The organism is Pleomorphomonas sp. NRK KF1 (assembly GCF_023721755.1).
In the GTDB taxonomy this organism is placed as follows: Bacteria; Pseudomonadota; Alphaproteobacteria; order Rhizobiales; family Pleomorphomonadaceae; genus Pleomorphomonas.
Genome location: NZ_JAMDLH010000005.1, coordinates 1 through 19268 on the forward strand (window position 1 = coordinate 1; position 19268 = coordinate 19268).

Annotated in this window: 17 protein-coding genes; 12 read left to right on the forward strand and 5 right to left on the reverse strand. The window is 65.7% G+C overall.

The features are described from left to right. The first annotated feature begins 787 nt into the window (after positions 1-787). The 3 genes from M4J39_RS13400 to M4J39_RS13410 all read left to right on the forward strand — a co-directional run bounded on the left by M4J39_RS13400 (position 788) and on the right by M4J39_RS13410 (position 4830). Positions 788-2761, forward strand: a complete 1974-nt coding sequence (locus M4J39_RS13400) for a M23 family metallopeptidase (RefSeq protein WP_251728647.1) — start codon at positions 788-790, stop codon at positions 2759-2761. 174 nt (positions 2762-2935) lie between these two features. Then, positions 2936-3931 carry a TerC family protein gene (locus M4J39_RS13405; protein WP_251728649.1) on the forward strand — a complete coding sequence of 332 codons (996 nt, stop codon included), beginning with the start codon at positions 2936-2938 and terminating at the stop codon, positions 3929-3931. Positions 3932-4116: 185 nt separating this feature from the next. After that, a complete protein-coding gene (locus M4J39_RS13410) occupies positions 4117-4830 on the forward strand; it encodes a DUF554 domain-containing protein (protein ID WP_251728651.1) in 714 nt (237 codons plus the stop codon). A 55-nt stretch (positions 4831-4885) separates the two neighbouring features. On the opposite strand, the gene clpB is transcribed toward M4J39_RS13410, so the two are convergent. From clpB to secA, 3 genes are all read right to left on the reverse strand, one after another. Beyond that, positions 4886-7480, reverse strand: coding sequence for an ATP-dependent chaperone ClpB (clpB, locus tag M4J39_RS13415; RefSeq protein ID WP_251728652.1), 2595 nt, complete (start codon positions 7478-7480; stop codon positions 4886-4888). Between the two features lie 200 nt (positions 7481-7680). Then, positions 7681-8148, reverse strand: a complete 468-nt coding sequence (locus M4J39_RS13420) for an Rrf2 family transcriptional regulator (protein ID WP_101291071.1) — start codon at positions 8146-8148, stop codon at positions 7681-7683. A gap of 209 nt (positions 8149-8357) precedes the next feature. Further along, positions 8358-11108 carry a preprotein translocase subunit SecA gene (gene secA, locus M4J39_RS13425; protein WP_251728654.1) on the reverse strand — a complete coding sequence of 917 codons (2751 nt, stop codon included), beginning with the start codon at positions 11106-11108 and terminating at the stop codon, positions 8358-8360. A 347-nt stretch (positions 11109-11455) separates the two neighbouring features. Here secA and M4J39_RS13430 point away from each other — a divergent pair, with 347 nt between their 5' ends. The 4 genes from M4J39_RS13430 to M4J39_RS13445 all read left to right on the forward strand — a co-directional run bounded on the left by M4J39_RS13430 (position 11456) and on the right by M4J39_RS13445 (position 14400). Beyond that, the gene (locus M4J39_RS13430; RefSeq protein ID WP_251728656.1) at positions 11456-12334 is read left to right on the forward strand and encodes a peptidylprolyl isomerase; all 879 of its coding nucleotides are present in this window, start codon (positions 11456-11458) and stop codon (positions 12332-12334) included. 65 nt (positions 12335-12399) lie between these two features. Beyond that, complete coding sequence (gene argJ / locus M4J39_RS13435; RefSeq protein WP_251728658.1) at positions 12400-13641, forward strand: bifunctional glutamate N-acetyltransferase/amino-acid acetyltransferase ArgJ; 1242 nt, start codon at positions 12400-12402, stop codon at positions 13639-13641. A gap of 25 nt (positions 13642-13666) precedes the next feature. Beyond that, positions 13667-14089 (forward strand): 8-oxo-dGTP diphosphatase MutT, encoded by a 423-nt coding sequence (gene mutT, locus M4J39_RS13440; protein WP_251728660.1) that lies wholly within the window; start codon positions 13667-13669, stop codon positions 14087-14089. Positions 14090-14196: 107 nt separating this feature from the next. After that, positions 14197-14400, forward strand: a complete 204-nt coding sequence (locus tag M4J39_RS13445; protein ID WP_251728662.1) for a Flp family type IVb pilin — start codon at positions 14197-14199, stop codon at positions 14398-14400. Here M4J39_RS13445 and M4J39_RS13450 read toward each other — a convergent pair. Then, complete coding sequence (locus M4J39_RS13450) at positions 14397-15272, reverse strand: methyltransferase domain-containing protein (RefSeq protein ID WP_251728664.1); 876 nt, start codon at positions 15270-15272, stop codon at positions 14397-14399. The genes M4J39_RS13445 and M4J39_RS13450 overlap by 4 nt on opposite strands. Positions 15273-15405: 133 nt before the next feature. On the opposite strand from M4J39_RS13450, the gene M4J39_RS13455 reads away from it, so the two are divergent. The 5 genes from M4J39_RS13455 to M4J39_RS13475 all read left to right on the forward strand — a co-directional run bounded on the left by M4J39_RS13455 (position 15406) and on the right by M4J39_RS13475 (position 18434). After that, positions 15406-16227, forward strand: a complete 822-nt coding sequence (locus M4J39_RS13455) for a ComF family protein (RefSeq protein WP_251728665.1) — start codon at positions 15406-15408, stop codon at positions 16225-16227. A 47-nt stretch (positions 16228-16274) separates the two neighbouring features. Then, positions 16275-16529: a glutaredoxin 3 gene (grxC, locus tag M4J39_RS13460; protein WP_251728667.1), complete on the forward strand. Its 255-nt coding sequence runs from the start codon at positions 16275-16277 to the stop codon at positions 16527-16529. Between the two features lie 10 nt (positions 16530-16539). Beyond that, positions 16540-17364, forward strand: a complete 825-nt coding sequence (locus tag M4J39_RS13465; RefSeq protein ID WP_251728669.1) for a carbon-nitrogen hydrolase family protein — start codon at positions 16540-16542, stop codon at positions 17362-17364. Positions 17365-17419: 55 nt separating this feature from the next. Then, complete coding sequence (locus M4J39_RS13470) at positions 17420-17881, forward strand: DUF1178 family protein (protein ID WP_342398929.1); 462 nt, start codon at positions 17420-17422, stop codon at positions 17879-17881. Positions 17882-17942: 61 nt separating this feature from the next. After that, a complete protein-coding gene (locus M4J39_RS13475) occupies positions 17943-18434 on the forward strand; it encodes an AAA family ATPase (protein ID WP_251728671.1) in 492 nt (163 codons plus the stop codon). Positions 18435-18492: 58 nt separating this feature from the next. On the opposite strand, the gene ubiG is transcribed toward M4J39_RS13475, so the two are convergent. Beyond that, on the reverse strand, positions 18493-19248 hold the full coding sequence (gene ubiG / locus M4J39_RS13480) for a bifunctional 2-polyprenyl-6-hydroxyphenol methylase/3-demethylubiquinol 3-O-methyltransferase UbiG (protein WP_251728673.1): 756 nt from the start codon (positions 19246-19248) through the stop codon (positions 18493-18495). Positions 19249-19268: the final 20 nt, after the last annotated feature.

The window sequence follows — 19268 nt, forward strand, 5'->3', positions numbered from 1 at the left end:
GTTCGTTCTGAGCCAGGATCAAACTCTCATGTTCAAGAGTTCTTTCCCGAAATCACAAGTTCACTTGACGAGGTCCATTCCAATCAAACCCCCGAAAGGGCCCAACCGAAACGGTCCTTAGTATCAAGAAACGTGAATTCCGGACTTAGCTCTTCTTGACACACAACAAACCCCGAGAGGCCTGTCACGTGCCGAATGCCCCAAGCGCCGGCCACGTTTCTCTTTCTTCCTATTCACTTGTCAAAGAACCGAGGAGAACCAGCCCCTCAAACCCGCCGCCTCAGCGCCACCAGCTTACCGCCAGGACCAGGCAACAGAAACTCGCCGGCACCACGTCGCCGCAGCGCCGCCGTCGATGAACGTGCTTATAGGGATCGCCGTTCTGGCTGTCAACACGGTCTTGTGACACGCGTTTTTCGGCAGCGATAGTCGACTTTCGGCTGATTTCCGGGACATTTTTGGCCCTCATCGATCAAAGCCGGGTAAGTTGCCGACAATTTCAGCGAACTTTTCGCTGCCTTATTTTTCACCACCCGACAAGCAGCGCCGGAAACCCGCCATTCGCCGCCTCGACGCCCAACTACCGCCCCATTTTTCACCGACGGAGTTAGTCGGCGGACGCTTTTTCTCCGGAGAAGCGATGCCAACGGCGGAGCCGACATTGACAAGCCGCGACACCGGGCGGCAAAGTCACGCCAAATTCAAGGAAGGCGCCAGGGTTCGCCGGCATGCCCGCGAACAAGACCCAAGCGCTCCACCATCAACGGGCGGAAGCAAGACACCATCCATGAATGCCGCGCGTCCCCTGCACCGGAACGATAACGTCGAGCTCGGTGATCTGCCGCCGCTTCTGACGTCTGGTGCTCGCGGCCTGCCCGACCGGCGCGGCGTATCGATCCGGTGGCTGACCGGCACGGTGCTCGCGACCTTTGCCTCGACCTTCCTTATGGGCGGCGCACTCTATGCAGCCTTCGACGGCCGCGAGACCATCGCCGAGCCCTCGGGCACCGTCACGCGCTCCGCCGTCGTGGTGCCGACGCCGGACAACGAGCTGATCGCCAAGGGCGACTTTCCGATCGTCGAGGCCAATCTCGAGCCGGCCAAGCAGATTCTCAAGGTGTCGACCATCGCCAAGGACGGCGAGCACGACATCATCCGCCTGAAACCGTTCGCCAAGGTGTCGACCACCCTGGTCTCGGACATGGCCGAGATCACCGACCCCATTCCGCCCTACAATCCGCTCCGCATCTTCGCCGACGCCAACGCCGGCAGCCCGGAAGGCGGCGAGGCGATGCTCTACGGCGCCGCCGTCGAGAGCGACATGATGCTGAAGGTCACCGACTTCCCGGTGAACGACCCGACGCTCGAAGCCTCCATACCGCTCGACATCGCCCAGACCGAACGGATCGTGCGCGAAGCGGCGAGCTTCCTCAACGGCACCAACGTCAAGACCGCATCGCTGTCGCCGATCGACCAGTCGCGTTTCGACTTCGGCTTTGCCGAACCGTCGGCGCTGGACCAGTTCGGCGTGCGCATCGTCCCCGAGAACGTGTCCTTCGTGCCGACGACCACCGCCGAGCCGGCATCCTCGGGTTCGGGCAGCGCCTTCGAGGACCGGCGCGTCGCCGTCGAGGCCGACGAGCCGCTCGAGCAGCTGCTGACCGATAACGAAGCGACCGACGACGAAGCCGGCGACATCGTGCTCGCCTTCCACAAGGCCGATCGCCTGCGTCTTCTGAAGATCGGCGACGAGGTTCACATCCGCCTCGCGCCAGACCCCGACGACGAGACGGCGCGCTATCGGCCGATCCTCGTCTCCATCTATCGCGACGGCGGCCACCTCGGTTCGGTCGGTCTCGGTGACGATAGCTCCTACATAGCGGTCGACGAACCTCCCGCCAGCGAACAGGCGGTCGCCGGCAACGACAGCGACGAGAACAGCCCGCGACCGCGCCTTTACGAGAGCCTTTACGAGACGTCGCTCAAGAATGGCGTCCCCCCAGCCCTCATCGACGAGTTGGTGCGCGTCTTCTCCTTCGACCTCGACTTCAACACCCGCATCCAGCCGGGCGACAGCTTCCAGATGGTCTATACGCTCGGCGACGACGGCGAGGAGACCGACAACGGCGAGATCGTCTTCACCTCGATCACGCTCGGCGGCAAGGAGCGCCGTTTCTACCGCTATCGCGCGCCCGACGACGGCACGATCGACTACTATGACGACAGCGGCAAGAGCGCCAAGAAATTCCTGATGCGCAAACCGATGTCGGGCGGCACCTTCCGTTCCGGCTTCGGCGCCCGCAACCATCCGCTGCTCGGCGTCACTCGCATGCACACCGGTGTCGACTGGGCGGCGCCACGCGGCACGCCGATCATGTCGGCCGGCGACGGCATCGTCACCTACGCTCGCTGGAAGAACGGTTACGGCAACTACATCGAGGTCCAGCACACCAACGGCTATGCCACCGCCTATGCCCACCAAACCGGCTTTGCAAAGGGCATCAAGGAGGGCGTGCGGGTTCGGCAGGGCCAGGTGATCGGCTATGTCGGCACCACCGGCCTCTCCACCGGTCCGCATCTCCACTACGAGGTGCACGTCAACGGCACGCCGGTCGATCCGCTCCGCATCAAGCTGCCTCAGGGCCGCACGTTGGACGGCAACGTGCTCGCCGCCTTCCAGGCGGAGCGCGACCGCGTCGACACTTTGCTCGCCGGCGAAAGCCAGACGGCCCGTGCGGCGACCACAGCCAGTGGCGGTTAGTTGGCCGTCAGTCGGCACTCATACGGATAAACACTTACAACCCTCTTGAACATCGGCGAGCCTCGCCCCATTTCAGCCCCGACCCGTTAGGTCCGGGCCCCTCTGGCAGAAGCCGCCGGCGCATCTGCGATGTCGGACCTTTGTCGACGCATCCCGCCGGCAGAGTTCGCGACCTTGGATCTTGCTCTCCTCGCCACGCCCTGGCTCGGCACGCCACTTTATCTCTGGCTGGCCTTCCTCAGCCTCGTCGCCTTTCTGCTCGCCTTCGACCTCGGCGTTCTTCATCGCAAGTCGGAGGAGATCTCCATCCGCCAGAGCCTCATCCTGTCGGGCGGCTACATCGCCATCGGCCTCATGTTCGGCGGTTTCGTCTGGTGGCATATCGGCGCCGAGTCAGGCCTCGCCTATCTCACCGGCTTCGTCATCGAGAAGACGCTGGCGCTCGACAACATCTTCGTCATTGCGCTCATCTTCTCCTTCTTCGGCATTCCCCGCCGCTACCAGCACCGGGCGCTGTTCTGGGGCATCCTCGGCGTCATCGTCCTGCGCGGCATCATGATCGGCGCCGGCGCCACCCTGGTCGCCGAGTTTCACTGGATCCTCTATCTCTTCGCTGCCTTCCTGGTGCTGACCGGCATCAAGATGCTGGTCACCGAGGACAAGGAGCCCGACCTCGACAAGAACCCGCTTGTCGGCTTCTTGCGCCGCCACCTCAACGTCACCAAGGAGCTCGACGGCGATCGCTTTTTCGTCCGCAGACCGCTCGCGGATAGCGGCCGCATGGCCCTGCACGCGACGCCACTGTTCCTGGCTCTGGTGTTGATCGAGGCCGCCGACATCGTATTCGCCGTCGATTCCGTGCCGGCCATCTTCGCCATCACCACCGACGCCTTCGTCATCTACACCTCGAACATCTTCGCCATTCTCGGCCTGCGCGCGCTCTACTTCGCCCTCGCCGCGATGATCCACCGCTTCCGCTACCTGAAGCCGGCACTGGCCCTGGTGCTGGTGTTCATCGGCAGCAAGGTGTTCGTGGCCGAACTCATGGGCCTCGACAAATTCCCGGCCGCCATCTCTCTCGGCGTCACGTTCGCGCTGGTTGCCGGCGGCGTCCTGGTCAGCCTCATCAAGACGCGGCAGGAGACCAAGGTTCTGTCCGACAACGGTTGACGAGGCCTCATCAAATCGGAGTGAGCCGGCTGGCGATCGCCAGCCGGAGCGCTATAGAAGGCCGACCCTAGAGCGCCGTGCGATCTGAATGAACCGGATCGGCGCTCTAGACTTTTGTTTAGTAAGCATCATCTTTTCGATCCTCGTTTCACTGCGGTCGAATGATGCTCCAGCGGAACGGCCTCATGATCATCGGACCCTTCATCAACGGCGCCGCCATTCTCCTCGGCGCCTTCGGCGGCACGCTCATCGCCCACCATATGCCGGAACGGCTCCGGGCCGGCATGCCACTCGCCTTCGGCGTATCGTCCATGGCCATGGGCGTGGTGCTGATCGCCCACGTCGCTAACATGCCGGTGATGGTGATCGCCACCGTGCTCGGCGCGCTCATCGGAGAACTCATCCGCATCGAGGACGGGCTCTCGCTGATCGGCGGCCTTGCCAAACGCCTGGTGGAGAGGGTGGCGAAAACGCCGCGCGGCATTTCCCACGAGGCCTTCATCGAGAGCTTCGTCGCCATTCTCGTGCTGTTCTGCGCCTCCGGCGCCGGCATCTTCGGCGCGCTCAACGAGGGCATGACGCACGACCCGAGCGTGCTGATCGCCAAGGCCTTCCTCGACTTGCCCACCGCCGCCATCTTCGCGACAACGCTCGGCCTGTCGGTCGCCACCATCGCCGTCCCGCAAATGGCCATCCAGATGGCCCTCGCCTTCGGCGCCACCCTTCTGATGCCACTGACCACGCCGGACATGGTCGCCGACTTCTCCGCCACCGGCGGCGTGATGATGCTGGCCACCGGCCTCCGCATCTGCGGCATCAAGATGTTCCCGATCGGCAACATGCTGCCCGGCCTCATCATCGCCATGCCGGTGTCGGCCTTGTGGTCGATGGCGTTCTGAAACGAGAACCGGCCGGGTCTCCCCGGCCGGCCTGATAGTTTCGCGCTGACGTCGCTTACGCCGCGACGTCGCGGATCTCCGAGAACAGCAGCCGGTCGCTGCCACCGGTCACCGCCACGGTGTCGCCGTCGCGGACATGGCCGGCCAGGATGCGCTCGGCCAGCGGATCCTGGAGCTGGCGCTGGATGACCCGCTTCAGCGGCCGCGCGCCGTAGACCGGGTCGTAGCCCTTGTCGGCCAGCCACGTCCGCGCGCTGTCGTCGAGCGTCAGCGTCACCTTGCGATCTTCCAGCAGCGCCTCGAGACGCTTGAGCTGGATGTCGACGATGGCGCCCATTTCCGTCCGCTTCAGGCGATGGAACAGCACGATCTCATCGAGGCGGTTGAGAAACTCCGGCCGGAAGGCCGAGCGAACCACGCCCATCACCTGCTCGCGCACCGCGTCGACGTCCTCGCCTTCCTTCTGGCCCGCGAGATACTCCGACCCGAGGTTCGACGTCAGGATGATCATCGCATTCTTGAAGTCCACCGTGCGGCCCTGGCCGTCGGTGAGGCGACCGTCGTCGAGCACCTGCAGGAGCACGTTGAACACGTCCGGATGCGCCTTCTCGATCTCGTCGAACAGCACGACCTGGTAAGGCCGACGCCGCACTGCCTCGGTCAGCGCACCGCCCTCGTCGTAGCCGACATAGCCCGGAGGGGCGCCGATCAGCCTGGAAACCGAGTGCTTCTCCATGTACTCGGACATGTCGATGCGCACCATGGCGTGCTCGTCGTCGAACAGGTAAGCGGCGAGCGCCTTGGTCAGTTCGGTCTTGCCGACGCCGGTGGGGCCAAGGAACATGAACGAGCCGATCGGACGGTTCGGATCCTGCAGGCCGGCACGGGCGCGGCGGACGGCCGTCGAAACGGCATGCACCGCCTCGGCCTGGCCGACGACGCGCTTGGCGAGTTCGTCCTCCATCCTGAGCAGCTTCTCGCGCTCGCCTTCCAGCATCTTGTCGACGGGAACGCCGGTCCAGCGCGAGACGACCTGCGCCACGTGGTCGGGCGTCACCGCTTCCTCCAGCATGCCGTCGCCCTGCCCGGCTGCCGCCTCGGTTGCCTTCAACTCGAACTCGATACCCGGGATGACGCCATAGGCGAGTTCGCCGGCCCGCTGATACTCGCCCTTGCGCTGGGCAATGGCGAGATCGTTGCGTGCCTCGTCGAGCCGGCGCTTCAGCTCCGCCGCGTGGCCGAGCTTGTCCTTCTCGGCCTTCCAGCGAGCGGTCAGCGCCGCCGACTCCTGTTCCAGTTCGGCAAGCTCGCGCTCAAGCCGCTCCAGCCGGTCGCGCGAAGCCGCGTCGGTTTCCTTCTTCAGCGCCTCCTGCTCGATCCGGAGCTGGATCACCCGCCGGTCGATCTCATCGAGCTCTTCGGGCTTGGAATCCACCTGCATCCTCAGCCGCGAGCCTGCCTCGTCGACGAGGTCGATCGCCTTGTCGGGCAGGAAGCGGTCGGTGATGTAGCGGTTGGAGAGCGTCGCCGCCGCAACCAGAGCCGCGTCGGTGATGCGCACCTTGTGGTGCTGCTCGTACTTTTCCTTGATGCCGCGCAGGATGGAGACGGTATCGGCCACCGTCGGCTCGTCGACGAACACCGGTTGGAAGCGCCGGGCCAGCGCCGCGTCCTTCTCCACATACTTGCGATACTCGTCGAGCGTGGTGGCGCCGACGCAGTGCAGCTCGCCGCGCGACAAGGCCGGCTTCAGAAGGTTGGAGGCATCCATGGCGCCGTCGGCCTTGCCGGCGCCCACCAGCGTGTGCATCTCGTCGATGAACAGGATGACGCCGCCTTCGGCCGCCGTCACTTCCGACAGCACCGCCTTGAGGCGCTCCTCGAACTCGCCACGATATTTCGCGCCGGCGATCAGAGCGCCCATGTCGAGGGCGAGCAGTTCCTTGTCCTTCAGGCTCTCCGGCACGTCCCCGTTGACGATGCGCAGCGCCAAGCCCTCCGCGATGGCGGTCTTGCCGACGCCCGGCTCGCCGATCAGCACCGGGTTGTTCTTGGTGCGGCGGCTCAGCACCTGGATGGTGCGGCGAATCTCTTCATCGCGGCCGATCACCGGATCGAGCTTGCCGTCGCGCGCTGCCTTGGTCAGGTCGCGGGCGTACTTCTTCAGCGCGTCATAGCCGCTTTCGGCCGAGGCGCTGTCGGCCGTGCGGCCCTTGCGGATCTCGTTGACGGCGGCATTGAGCGCATTGGCGGTAACACCGGCGTCCTTCAGGATCTTGGCCGTGCCGGCCTCGGCCTCGACGGCGAGCGCGATGAGCAGCCGCTCGACAGTGACGAAGCTGTCTCCCGCCTTGTCGGCCAGAGCCTCGGCGGTGGCAAACACCTTGGCCGTCGGCGCGGTCAGATAGAGCTGGCCGTTGCCACCGGAAACGCGCGGCATCGCCTCGAGCGCCCGGTCGACGGCGGCAAGCGCCCGACCGGCGTCACCACCGGCGGCGTTGATCAGGCCGGCGGCCATTCCCTCGGGGTCGTCGAGCAGCACCTTGAGAAGATGCTCGGGGGCGAACTGCTGGTGGCCGCGACCAAGCGCCATGGTCTGGGCCGACTGGACGAAGCCGCGCGCCCGCTCGGTATACTTTTCGAAATTCATCTGGACATCCTTTCCTGGAGCCCGCCTCCACCGTCCGAAGCCCGGCGGAAGCGTCTGGATATCTTGAGCTTAGGCTACGGCCCTTGCTCCTCGCCGACCAATATGGGGACCGAGGCGAGCGCCGAAAAGGGGCCATTCAAAAGACGAGGCCCGCCACGACGGAATCCGTCGGGCGGGCCGAAAGGCAATGCAGAACCGGATCAGGCGCTGGCAAGCGCCGGGTGCAGGAGATCGTCGATGCCGAGCGCCCCGCGCAGCATGGAGCGATCCTTGGCGATGTCGGCCACCGTATAGCGGTCGAGCACGGCGAAGAAGGCACCGAGCGCCTCGCGCAGCACGCGGTTGTACTCGCAGGAAAGGATCAGCGGGCAGTCCTTGCGCCCCTCCTCCGAGAAGCACTCCGCCATCTGGAAGCTTTCCTCGGTGGCGGCGATGACGTCGCCGAGCTTGATCTCGTCCGCCGGACGGCCGAGCTTCAGCCCGCCGTGACGCCCGCGGATGGTCTCGATGAACTTGTGATCCACAAGCACCTTCAGAATCTTGAACAGGTGCGTCTCCGACATGTCGAAGGTGGCGGCGATGTCAGCGACGCGGCTCGGGCGGTCGGGATTCACCGCGCAATAGAGCAGCACCCTGATCGAGTAGTTGGTGGCTTGGGTAAGGCGCATGACACCATCTGATTAAAGAGTTGACACTAAAAGTCAAGATTAATCGTTCAATTCCAGCATGCGCCTTTGGGGCTGCCGACATAATTCGTGCTATTGCTGATCAGCTTTTCCAATTGGCCTTTCAGGCAACAATTTCGACGAATTGTCTATGCCTGACCCCGTCCGTCCGGAAAATCGGCGACCTCCCGGACGGGACTGGCGGTCGAACATCAGGCAAACTGACCGTGGCAGTGCTTGAACTTCTTGCCGGAGCCGCACGGGCACGGCTCGTTGCGGCCAACATGCCCCCAGGTCGAGGGATCGTTGGCATCGCGGGCAACCGGCCCAGCGGCAAAGGCCGGCGCCGGACCGGCAGTTTCCTCATCGAGGCCGGTCGCGGGATCGGCATGGTGGGCCGACAGGGCCCGATCGTCGAAGGCCGGCGTCTCGGGCGGCGCCTGACGCACCTCGACGCGGCTGAGGTTGGTCGTCACCTGCCGGCGCAGATCGTTGAGCAGCGTCTCAAACAGCGAGAACGCCTCGGTCTTGTACTCGTTGAGCGGATCGCGCTGGGCATAGCCACGGAAGCCGACTACCGAGCGAAGGTGATCGAGATGGGCGAGATGCTCGCGCCAAAGGTTGTCCAGCGTCTGGAGAAGGATGGCCTTCTCGACCCGGCGCATCAGCTCGGCACCGACGCGCTCCTCGCGAGCCGCGAAGTCGGCGTCGGCCGCGGCGATGAGGCGCTCCTCGATCTCCTGGTCGGCGATGCCCTCTTCCTTCGCCCAGTCGGCGACGGGAACCTCGATGTTCAGGGTCTCGATCACCGCGTCATGCAGCCCCTTGACGTCCCACTGCTCGGCATAGGCGTTCTCGGGGATGTGCTGCGCAACGAGGGCGGAAATCACCTCGCGCCGCATGTCGGCGACGGTATCGGCGACGCTCTCTTCCGTCATCAGCTCGATGCGCTGCTCGAAGATCACCTTGCGCTGATCGTTCATGACGTTGTCGAACTTGAGAAGGTTCTTGCGGATGTCGAAGTTGCGCGCCTCGACCTTCTGTTGCGCCTTCTCGAGGGCCTTGTTGATCCACGGATGGATGATGGCCTCGCCGTCCTTCAGGCCGAGCTTCTGCAGCATGCCGTCCATGCGGTCGGAGCCGAAGATGCGCATCAGGTCGTCCTGAAGCGACAGGTAGAAGCGCGACTGGCCGGGGTCGCCCTGACGGCCGGAACGGCCGCGCAGCTGATTGTCGATGCGGCGGCTTTCATGGCGTTCGGTGCCGAGCACGAACAGGCCGCCGGCGGCCAACGCCTTCTCTTTGAGACGGACGACGTCTTCGCGGATCTTGGCCTCGCGGGCGTCGCGCTCCGGTCCCGGCGGCACGTCGGCGAGCTTGCGGGCGATCAGCATGTCGGCGTTGCCGCCGAGCTGGATGTCGGTGCCGCGGCCGGCCATGTTGGTGGCGATCGTCACGGCGCCCGGCAGGCCGGCCTGCGAGATGATGTAGGCTTCCTGCTCGTGGTAGCGGGCGTTAAGCACCTGGAACACCGGCTTGTCGCCGTCCATCAGCACATCCGGATCGCTCTGCTGGAAGCCGCGCTTCTGCAGAAGCTCGGCCAGCTGCTCGGACTTTTCGATCGAGGTGGTGCCGACCAGGATGGGCTGGCCCTTTTCCTTGCAGGCACGGATGGTCTCGACGATGGCGGCGTATTTCTCCTCGACGGTCCGGTAGACCTCGTCATGGTCGTCGATGCGGGAGATCGGCCGGTGGGTCGGAACCTCGACGACCTCAAGGTCGTAGATGTCGGCGAACTCGTCCGCTTCCGTCGACGCCGTGCCGGTCATGCCGGCCAGCTTCTCGTACATGCGGAAGTAGTTCTGGAAGGTGATCGAGGCGAGCGTCTGGTTCTCGGGCTGGATGCGAACGTGCTCCTTGGCCTCCAGCGCCTGGTGCAGGCCGTCCGAATAGCGGCGGCCCGGCATCATGCGGCCGGTGAACTCGTCGATGATGACCACCTCGTTGTCCTTGACGATGTAGTCGCGATCGCGCTGGAACAGCTTGTGCGCCCGAAGGGCCTGGTTGAGGTGGTGGACGACCGAGACGTTCTCGACGTCATAGAGCGAACCACCCTTGAGGAGGCCGGCCGCGCGCAGGCGTTCTTCCATGCGTTCGGTGCCGACCTCGGAGAAGATGGCCGTGCGCTGCTTCTCGTCGACCTCGAAATCCTCGTCGGCGATGCCGGGAATGAAGGTGTCGATGGTGTTGTAGAACTCGGAGCGGTCTTCGAGCGGGCCGGAGATGATCAGCGGCGTGCGCGCCTCGTCGATCAGGATCGAGTCCACCTCGTCGACGATGGCGTAGTGGTGGCCGCGCTGCACCATCTGCGCCTTCTCATACTTCATGTTGTCGCGCAGATAGTCGAAACCGAGCTCGTTGTTGGTGGCGTAGGTGATGTCGCAGGCATAGGCGGCGCGGCGTTCGTCGTCGGAAAGACCGTGGACGATGATGCCGACCGTTAGCCCGAGGAAGCGGTAAACCCGCCCCATCCACTCGGCGTCGCGGCTGGCCAGATAGTCGTTGACGGTGACGACGTGGACGCCCTTGCCCGGCAGCGCGTTGAGATAGACGGCGAGCGTCGCTACCAGCGTCTTGCCTTCGCCGGTCTTCATCTCGGCGATGTCGCCGTCGTTGAGCACCATGCCGCCGATCAGCTGCACGTCGAAATGACGCTGGCCGAGAGCGCGCTTGGCGGCCTCGCGCACCACTGCGAAAGCCGGGAGCAGAAGCGTGTCGAGCTCGGCACCGGCGGCGAGCTTCTCGCGGAATTCGACGGTCTTGCCGGCGAGCGCCTCGTCGGACAGAGCCTCCATCTCCTTCTCGAGTGCGCCGATCGCCTGCACGGCGGGGCGGTAGGAGCGAATACGACGATCGTTCGCCGAACCGAAAATCTTGCGTGCTAATCCGCCGAGGCCGACCATGGCAGCCCATCCCTTCGATCAGAATTCCATGCGCAGGCGCTGGAAAGAACAATGGCGGCGCCCGAAGTTTGGTTCCGCGCCGCCGTTCGCCCGACCTGCCAAGCCACGCTCCATCTATGGCGGGGTCGGAGATATGTCAACGCTGGGACCCATGCCGATGGCAGGAATCGGCGCTTCTCGCGGCGGCCGGGACGGGCAACTGCGCGGATTGCGCTCTCTCTTCCAAGTCCTTCTTTTTCGTCCTTGCCGCCACGGATAGTTTGCCGCCGCGCGCGGGGCGCGCTATAGGGCTGCCACACGGTACCGGCCCGATCTCCGGACGCGGACCGAAGACAGGATCGTCCCCGATGAACTTTGCTCCCGCCGCCGGCGCTCGCGGTCGCCTCGGTCTTTTTGCCGCCCTCATCGCCTTGCCGCTTTCCGTGATGCCGGCTTTGGCCGAAGACGTAGTGGCCCGCGTCAACGGCAAGGATATCACCGCCTCCGAGCTCCAGATGGCCACCGACGTGTTCGGCGATCAGCTTGCGCAGATCCCCGAGGCGCAGCGCCGCACGATGCTGATCAACGCGCTGGTCGACATGCACGTCATGGCCGACGCCGCCCTCGCCGCCGGCACCGCCGACAGCCCGAAGTACAAGGCCCGCATGGCCTTCCTCGAGGCGCAGGCCCTCCGCAACACCTATGTCGAGGACGAGGTCCAGGGCAAGATCACCGAGGACGAGATCAAGGCCCGCTACGAAAAGGATACCGCCGGCTACGTCGCCCCCGAGGAGGTGCATGCCCGTCACATCCTCGTGAAGACCGAGGAAGAAGCCAACGCCATCATCAAGCAGCTGGCCGACGGCGGCGACTTCGAGGCCATCGCCAAGGAAAAGTCGGAAGACCCCGGCTCCAAGCCGACCGGCGGCGATCTCGGCTTCTTCACCAAGGGTCAGATGGTGCCCGAGTTCGAGGCGGAAGCCTTCGCGCTGAAGCCCGGTGAAGTCTCGACCAAGCCCGTCAAGACTCAGTTCGGCTTCCATATCCTCAAGGTCGAGGAGCGCCGTGCGCAGCCGGTGCCGACGCTTGATCAGGTGCGCGAGCAGGTCGTCCAGGTGGTCGAGCGCGACAAGTATCAGGAGACGCTCGCCAAGATGCGCGAAGCGGCCAAGATCGAGATCCTGACCCCGCCGGCTGCCCCGGCCGACCCGGCTGCCGCCCCGGCGACGCCCGCTCCCGCCAACTGATTGGTCTACCGCCCCGGCCACAGGTTGACCGGGGCCTCCCCACCGCCTCTCGCCAAGAGCCGAAGATGTCCGGAACCCAGCCCCCGCTCGCCCCCAAGTCCTATCCCGAGCTGCCCGCCCTTGAGGGCGTCCGCTTTGCGACCGCCGCCGCCGGCATCAAGTACAAGGGGCGAACCGACGTGCTGCTGGTTTCCCTCGACGAGGGGACCGAGGTGGCCGGCGTTTTCACGACATCCAAGTGCCCGTCGGCCCCGGTGGACTGGTGTCGCGCCAACCTTCCCGCCGGCAAGGCCCGGGCACTGATGGTCAACTCCGGCAACGCCAATGCCTTCACCGGCAAGAAGGGCCGCGAGACGGTGGAAGCCTCAGCCGCCTACGTCTCTTCCGCCCTCGGCATTCCGGCCGGCGAGGTCTTCCTCGCCTCGACCGGCGTCATCGGCGAACCGCTCGAACCGAAGAAATTCGAAGCCGTGCTCGGCGACTTGTCCGGCCGTCTGGCGCCGGCGCCGTGGATCGACGCCGCCCGCGCCATCATGACCACCGACACCTTCCCGAAGGTGGTGACCGCCACCGTCGACCTCGGCGGCGTGCCGGTGACGATCAACGGCATGGCCAAGGGCGCCGGCATGATTGCGCCCGACATGGCGACCATGCTCTCTTTTGTCTTTACCGACGCTCCGCTGGCGGCACCGGTACTGCAGGATCTCATCTCCAAGGGAGCCCGGAAGTCGTTCAATTCGATCACCGTCGACAGCGATACCTCGACCTCCGACACGCTGCTGCTTTTCGCCACCGGCAAGGCCGCCGGACGCGGCGCGCCACGCATCGCCGACCCGGCCGATGCGCGCCTTGCCGCCTTCCGCGCCGCGCTTGAAGCCCTGCTGCTCGACCTCGCCAAGATGGTGGTGCGCGACGGTGAAGGCGCCCGCAAGTTCATCGAGGTCAACGTCACCGGCGCCGTCGACGACGCCTCGGCCAAGCGCATCGCCTTCGCCATCGCCAACTCGCCGCTGGTCAAGACGGCCGTGGCCGGCGAGGACGCCAACTGGGGCCGCGTCGTCATGGCCGTAGGCAAGGCCGGCGAACCGGCCGACCGCGACCGCCTCGCCATCTACTTCGGCGGCATCCGCGTCGCCGTCGAGGGCGAGCGCGACCCCGACTATTCCGAGGACGCCGCCTCGGCCGCCATGCGCAAGGACGAGATCGTCATCCGGGCCGACATCGGTCTCGGCGGCGGTCAAGCCACCGTCTGGACCTGCGACCTCACCAAGGAATACGTCGCCATCAACGGCGACTATCGCAGCTGATCCCTTTGAGCTCGGAGAGCCGCCGATGAAAATGGTGCTGGTGGTGGCCTGCGCCCTGATCGACGCCGACGGGCGCATTTTGCTCGCTCAAAGACCGGAGGGCAAGACGCTCGCCGGTCTCTGGGAGTTTCCCGGCGGCAAGCTCGAGGTTGGCGAGCGACCGGAGGATGCGCTGATCCGGGAGCTCAAGGAAGAGCTCGGCATTGCCGTCAAGCATGCCTGCCTCGCCCCGCTCACCTTCGCCAGCCACGCCTACGACGATTTCCACCTGTTGATGCCGCTCTACGTCTGTCGCCGCTGGGAAGGCGACGTGGCGGGGCGCGAAGGGCAGGCGTTGGCCTGGGTCAGCCCCCAGAAGCTGCGCGATTACCCCATGCCGCCGGCCGACGAGCCGCTGATCCCCCATCTCCAGGATCTTCTGTCGCCGCTTTCCGGCGGTTTTTCGTAACCGACATATACGAAATCATCATGATTTCACGGCAAGGATAGGCGTTGCGCATGGCTGGCCGCGCGGCCGGCCGATCATGGCATTCCCGAAAAGGAAGAGGCGGCAGCATGGCGACGAAGCGTCCGGAACGGGGATTGCGCCGGCTCGATGCCCTCCTGCGCGACACCGAAGGCGCCACCGCCATCGAGTATGGCATCCTCTTGATGATGGTCGGCCTGGCACTGATCGGCATGATGAGCATGACCGACGTGTCCAACCAGATGAGCAACACATTCGAGTATCTCGCCGGCAAGATGTCGACGTCGAGTTAATCACTCGTCCGGGGCGGGGACTTCAGTGCGTCGGCGAGGCGCATCTTGGCACTGCCCGGTCGAAGCGGCTTCTGCTGGCTCTCATGCGGCGCCCAACCCGACAGCGATACCAGCGAAAGACTGGCCCTGACGCGCCCGTCGGGATCGCCGAACATCTCCTGATAGACCGACGCCACCTCGGCTATGAGCGCCGGCCCGGTCAGGCCACGGCGACGGTCGACCAGAACGCTGGTCGCCCCCATGGCCTTGAGGTCGTCCATCAGCGCCAGCGCGCTGGAATAGCGCAGCGTCAGCCGATCCTGGTCGGCCACCGGAAGCGCGAAACCGGCTCGCTGCAACAGACCGCCGAGGTCGCGCACCTCGGCCATCGGCGCGACGCGCGGGCTGGCGCTGGTGCGACGGCTTTCCGCCGTCAGGAATGCCTGCCGGAGTTCGGTCAGCGTCTCGCCACCGGCCAACACGCCGAGGAACAGGCCGTCCGGCCGAAGCACGCGCCGCGCCTCGATCAGCGCACCCGGCAGATCGTTGGCAAACTGCAGGGCCAGCGAGGATATGACGAGGTCGAAGGCGCCGTTTGCGAACGGCAGCGCCTCATCGTCGATCACGGCGATACCGCCGCCATCGACGCCGGGAACCAGAAGATCGGCGCGGACCACCGTGTCGACCCGGCCGGCGGCGATCCGGCCTGCGAGCAGACCGGTCGGATCGCCGACCACCAGGGCTCGCGAGAAGTGCCGGTCGACGGCGGCAAGGCGATCGGCAAGATCGTCAGCGGCCAGCATCAGAAGAAAGTCGGCGCCGGAACGCCGCTCGGCAAGCGCCCGCGCCCTCCGGCGGGCGAACAGGGAGCGGTCGAAGATCACGGGGGTCATCGGCGAGCCTCCGGCAACAGGTTCGACAGGGTGATAGGCGGCCGGCATCGAGGCGTCAAATCCCAGCGAGCATATGCCCACTGGCAGATGACTGCCGCGCGTGCTTTATTCCCTCCGCAACCGGCGAGCGACCATGGCGGCAGACTCCGAGATCTGGCTTCCCCTTTCCCCCACTATCCCGCGCCGGCGAGTGGTACGTTTCCATGCCGTTGCTGCTACGGGACGCCTTGTTCGCGCCGCCTGCGGCGGGGTTGCCGATCTCGTGCTGCCGCCCTCCTGTCCCGTGTGTCGCGCCCGCCTCGGCAGCGCCGGCGGGCTTTGCAGCGACTGCTGGCAGAAGGTCCTCTTCCTGGAGCGCCCGTGGTGCGAGCGGCTCGGCACGCCGCTGCCCATCGACCTCGGCCCCGGCATACTCTCCGCGCCCGCGGTCGCAAGCCCTCCGGCCTTTGCCCGCGCTCGTTCGGCGGTTTCCTACGAAGGTCCCGTGCCGGACCTCGTCCATGCGCTGAAATACGCCGACCGCACCGATCTCGCCCCCATGCTCGGCGCCTGGATGGCTCGGGTCGCCCATGAACTTGTCGCTGACGCCGACATGCTGGTGCCAATACCGCTACACTGGGGACGGCTCGCCAGCCGGCGTTTCAACCAGGCAGCCCTGCTCGCGCACCAGGTCGGCCGTCTCACCGGCCTGCCGGTCGCCACCCGTCTCCTCCTGCGCACGCGCCGCACGCCCCGACAAGTCGGGCTTGGTCTAGATGAGAGAGAACGCAACATGCGCGGCGCCTTCATGGTGCCCGCCGCGAGGAAGGCCATGCTCGCCGGCCGCCAGCCGATCCTCGTCGACGACGTGCTGACCACGGGCGCCACTCTGGAGGCTGCAACCCGCGCGCTGCTCGCCGCCGGCGCCGCGGCCGTCGACGTGCTGACCCTGGCGCGGGTTGTGGCGCCGCGTTGAAGCGGGCTATAGATTCGCATCGAGAGTTCTCATTCAAGGAGGCCCGCATGGTTCCGGTCACCATCTACACCCGCGAGGGCTGCGGCTACTGCGTCAGGGCCAAGGCGCTCCTGAACCGGAAGGGGGCCGCCTTTACCGAGATCGACGCCGGTAGCGACCGCGCCCTCAAGGCCGAGATGATGCAGCGCTCCGGCCGCTCCACCTTCCCGCAGATATTCCTCGGCAACACCCACGTCGGCGGCTGCGACGACCTTTACGCGCTTGACGCCGAGGGCCGCCTTGACGCCCTTCTCGCAGGCTAAGGAAACAAAGATGACGCGTCCGCTCTGTGTCGCCGCCGTCCAGCTCCGGTCCGGCCGCGATCCGTCGAAGAACCTGCCCGAGGTCGAGGCCCTCATTCGCGATGCCGCCGCCGCCGGCGCCACCTATGTCCAGACCCCGGAGATGACCAACATCATCGAGCGGGACCGCGCCGACATGCTGGGACAACTGGCCGTCGAGGCGAAGGACCCCTTCGTCGCCCGCGGCGCCGATCTTGCGCGCGAGCTTGGCATCACCCTGCATTTCGGCTCGCTGGCCATTCGCCGCGACGACGGCAAGATCGCCAACCGCGCCTATGTCTTCGCCCCAACGGGCGATCTTCTCGCCCGCTACGACAAGATCCACATGTTCGACGTCGACCTGCCCATGGGCGAGACCTGGCGGGAAAGCGCCGCCTACACGCCGGGCGAGAGCGCCATCGTCGTGGAGGCGGCAGGAACCAGGATCGGCCTCGCCATCTGCTACGACCTGCGCTTTCCGCAGCTGTTCCGCGCCTATGGCCATGCCGAGGTCGAGATCATGGGGGCGCCGGCCGCCTTCACCCGCCAGACCGGCGAAGCGCATTGGCACGTGCTGCAACGCGCCCGCGCCATCGAGAACGGCTGCTTCATGGTGTCGGCCGCCCAGGGCGGCACGCATGAGGACGGCCGCGAGACCTACGGCCACTCGCTGATCGTCGGCCCGTGGGGCAAGGTGATCGCCGAAGCCGACCACGCCGACCCCGGCGTCGTCGTCGCCGACATCGACCTCGACGAAGTGGAACTCACCCGCGCCCGCATCCCCTCGCTGGAGAACGAGCGCCGGTTCACGCTCTGACCGCCGGCCCGGCAAAAAAGTAGCGCCGGTCTTGCGATGGCAAAGCCGGCGCGCCATGTTGAAGCTCATGATCCGCTATTCGCTCGTCTGTTCCAATGCCCATGAATTCGAGGGGTGGTTCCGTTCCTCGGAGGATTTCGACGTCCAGTCGTCGGCCGGTCTTTGCGCCTGCCCCGAGTGCGGCTCGACATCGGTCAGCAAGGCACTGATGCGGCCCAACGTCACGACGTCGGAAAGCAAGGCCGTCGTTCCGGCCGCCCCGCAGGACAAGCAACTCGTCGCCGTCCCGCCAGAGGCCCGCGAGTTCATCGAGAAGCTGAAGGAAATCAAGGCCGCGCTGCTCGACGGCTCCGAGAATGTCGGCAAGCGCTTTGCTGAGGAAGCGCGCCGCATCCACTTCGGCGAGGCCCCGGTTCGTGCCGTTCATGGCGAAGCCACGGCGGAGGACGCCCGCGCGCTCGTCGAGGAAGGTATCGACATTCTGCCGCTGCCCGTTCTGCCGGGCGAGCGCAATTAAGTCGGCGCGCGCGGCCGAGATCGGCATGTCCCGACGCCAGACGTCACCGTTCGGACAAGACATGAATCAGAAGCCGAAAGCTTTTCTCCTCCATGGCTTCGTCGGGTCGGGGAAAACGACCTTCGCCAAGCGTCTGGAGAATGAGGAACGGGCTCTTCGCTTCACCCACGACGAGTGGATGAACCAGCTCTACGGCGAGGACCCACCGGCGGAGCGCTTTCCGGACTATGCCCGCCGCGTCTTCACCGTCATGGAGACCACCTGGACACGCTGCCTTGACTTGGGAACCAGCGTGATCCTGGATTTTGGATTCTGGACCTGGGCGGAACGGGAGCGAACCCGGGCCGTTGTCGCGGACCACGGCGGCGAAGCCGTTCTCTATCGTCTCAACTGCACCGACGATATGGCCTGGGAGCGCGTCAGCAGGCGAAACCGCAGCCTCGCCGGAAGCCTTTTCATCGCTCCGAACACGTTTCAGGTTCTGAAAAGCCGCTTTGAGCCGCTCAAGGACGACGAAGAGCGCATCGAGATCGCGCCTGGCGATCCCGACTGATTTCAAGCAGGACGCCCCGTGACCGGAGCGCCGTTTTGCCGGCCGCCGCCTTCGAGCGTCAGGAGGAAACTGCCGGGCGCGCCGCCAAGACCATGTAGTTCACGTCGGTGTCGTCGCTTTCCTTCCAGGCAAAGCGAATGGGATCGAACACGACGCCGCGCCGGTCGAGCAACGTCAGGCCGGCATCCTGCAACGGCGCTTCCAGCTCCTCCGGCTTGACGAACTTCTTCCAGTCGTGCGTGCCGCGCGGCAGCCAGCGCAGCACGTATTCCGCGCCGACCACGGCAAGGCCGAGGGCCTTGAGCGTGCGATTGAGCGTGGCGGCAATGACGAGGCCGCCCGGCTTCACCAGATCCGCCACCGTGGCGAGGAACGCCGGCACATCGGCGACATGCTCGACCACTTCCAGCGCCAGCACCACGTCGAAGCGGTTGCCGGCAGCGAGCAGCTCCTCGGCGGTGGTCGCCCGATAGTCCACGGTCACGCCGGTCTCGGCGGCGTGCAGGCGTGCCACCTCGATATTGACTGGCGAAGGATCGACGCCGGTGACGGTAGCGCCAAGCCGCGCCATCGGTTCGGAGACGAGGCCGCCGCCGCAACCGATATCGAGGAAATCGAGGCCGGCAAAGGCATCGGCGGCGCGCTCATCGCGGCCGAAATGCCGGCAAACCTCCCGCTTGATATAGGCGAGGCGGACCGGACTGAACCGGTGCAGCGGCTTGAACTTGCCGTTCGGGTCCCACCACTCCTTGGCCATCGCCGAGAAGCGATCGACTTCGGCCTGATCGACGCTGTCACGCTTCACCTCGGTCATGGGATTCTCCGCAAGGCTGT